Source organism: Herbaspirillum sp. NPDC087042 (assembly GCF_044745245.1).
Taxonomy (GTDB): Bacteria; Pseudomonadota; Gammaproteobacteria; order Burkholderiales; family Burkholderiaceae_D; genus Herbaspirillum.
In genome coordinates, this window is record NZ_JBIUZW010000021.1 from 1 (window position 1) to 2317 (window position 2317).

At 64.4% G+C, this 2317-nt stretch carries 1 protein-coding gene and 1 pseudogene; both read left to right on the forward strand.

Going from position 1 to position 2317, the window contains the following annotated elements; translation table 11 throughout:
* Positions 1-184 (forward strand): annotated as a pseudogene (gene nusA, locus ACIPHN_RS23005) (transcription termination/antitermination protein NusA); the annotation flags it as partial.
* A gap of 51 nt (positions 185-235) precedes the next feature.
* On the forward strand, positions 236-2317 hold a 2082-nt coding region (gene infB / locus ACIPHN_RS23010), incomplete at its 3' end, for a translation initiation factor IF-2 (protein WP_400440685.1).

Here is a 2317-nt window from a genome sequence, read left to right on the forward strand (position 1 = left end):
CGCCGGCCTGGCTTATGTCGTATTCTGCTCGATCCTGTCCGTGCGTTCGGTGCGGGCGCGGATAGTGATTGAAAATGCATTTGAAGATGTGACCGACGATGAAATGAAGCTCATCGATTCCAAATACGATGAGCGCGCCAAGGCCCTCCAGGCCAAGGCATGGAGCGCAGTCGAAGGCCGCTGAGAAGCGGTGCGTCTCCACATCATCTGCCGAGCACATAGAAAAGAGGACTGAATGGCGAGTAACAACGTTGCCCAATTTGCCACCGAGCTGAAAATGCCCGCCGACCTGCTGTTGACCCAGCTGCGTTCGGCCGGTGTAGAGAAAAGCTCTGCATCCGACTCCCTGTCGAAGGAAGACAAGGACCGCCTGCTTGAACACCTGCGCCGTTCGCGCGGCGCCGCGCCGGAAGGCGAAAAGAAGAAGATCACGCTGACCCGCAAGGAAACCACCGAGATCAAGCAGGCCGATGCGACCGGCAAATCGCGCACGATCCAGGTGGAAGTGCGCAAGAAGCGCACCTTCATCAAGCGTGACGAGCCCAGCGTGGAAGAAACCGCAGCGCGTGCTGCGGTGGTCCAGCGCGACCAGGCTGCCGAAGCGCAGGAACGTGAGCAGGAAGAGGCTCGCCGTCAGGCCGAACTGATGGCCCAGCAAGAGCGTCTGGCCCAGCTGGAGGCCGAACGCGCCGCCCAGGCCAAGGCTGCCGAGCTGGAACAGCAACGCGCCCGTGAAGAAGCCGAGGCTGAAGCCAAGCGCCAGGCTGCTGAAGCCGCCGCTGCTGCCGCCGAGGCAGCCAAGGCCAAGGCAGCAGCACCGGCTGCTGCCGCTGCTGCTGCCGCCGCGCCTGCTCCGGCCGTCGACCCGGCTGCCGAAGAAAAGAAGCGCGCTGCTGCCGAAGAAGCGAAGAAAAAGGCCGAAGCTGCCGCCAAGGAAGCCGCCGACCGCGCCGCTGCCGCCGATCGCGCGCGCAAGGCCGTGGAAGACGAAGTGGCCCAGATCAAGGCCATGATGAATGCGCCGCGTCGCGTCATCAAGGCACCTGAGCCCGCTGCTGCCCCCGCGAAGACCTCCGAAGGCACGCTGCACAAGCCGGCAACCGCTGCCAAGCCGGGCGAGAAGAAGGATGACAAGAAGCCCGCCGCGACGACGGCAGACAAGAAGTCGATCAAGTCGGCCAATGTCTCCTCGACCTGGCAGGACGACGCCAAGAAGCGTGGCACCGGCGGCATGAAGTCGCGCGGCGCCACCGGTGGCGGTGGTCGTGACGGCTGGCGTGCCGGCCCCAAGGGCCGTCGTCACTCGCATGGCGATGACCAGCGCGAAAGCAACTTCCAGGTGCCCACCGAAGCCGTCGTGCATGACGTCTATGTGCCCGAAACCATCACCGTGGCCGAAGTCGCCCACAAGATGGCAGTGAAGGCATCCGAGGTCATCAAGCATCTGATGAAGCTGGGCCAGATGGTCACCATCAACCAGGTACTGGACCAGGAAACCGCCATGATCGTGGTGGAAGAAATGGGCCACCGTGCCCACGCCGCCAAGGCCGAGGATCCGGAAGCCCTGCTGGTCGAAGGCGAAGAACACGCCGACGCCGAAGCGCTGCCGCGTGCACCGGTGGTCACCGTCATGGGTCACGTCGACCACGGCAAGACCTCGCTGCTGGACTACATCCGTCGCACCAAGGTGGCGTCGGGTGAAGCCGGTGGCATTACCCAGCACATCGGTGCCTACCACGTGGAAACCCCGCGCGGCATGATCACCTTCCTGGATACCCCGGGCCACGAGGCGTTCACCGCCATGCGTGCCCGTGGTGCCAAGGCAACCGACATCGTCATCCTGGTGGTGGCCGCCGACGACGGCGTCATGCCCCAGACCAAGGAAGCGATCGCCCACGCCAAGGCCGGCGGTGTGCCGCTGGTGGTGGCGATCAACAAGATCGACAAGCCGGGTGCCAACCTCGACCGCGTCAAGCAGGAACTGATCGCCGAAGAAGTGGTGCCGGAAGAATACGGTGGCGATGCCCCGTTCATCCCGGTGTCGGCCAAGACCGGCGAAGGCATCGACTCGCTGCTGGAAAACGTGCTGCTGCAAGCCGAAGTGCTGGAACTGACCGCACCGGTCGATGTACCGGCCCGTGGCCTGGTGATCGAAGCCAAGCTGGACAAGGGCCGTGGCCCGGTGGCAACGATCCTGGTGCAATCCGGTACCCTGAAGCGCGGCGACGTCGTGCTGGCCGGTTCGGCCTACGGTCGTGTGCGTGCCATGCTGGATGAAAACGGCAAGAACATCGCCGAGGCAGGCCCGTCCCTGCCG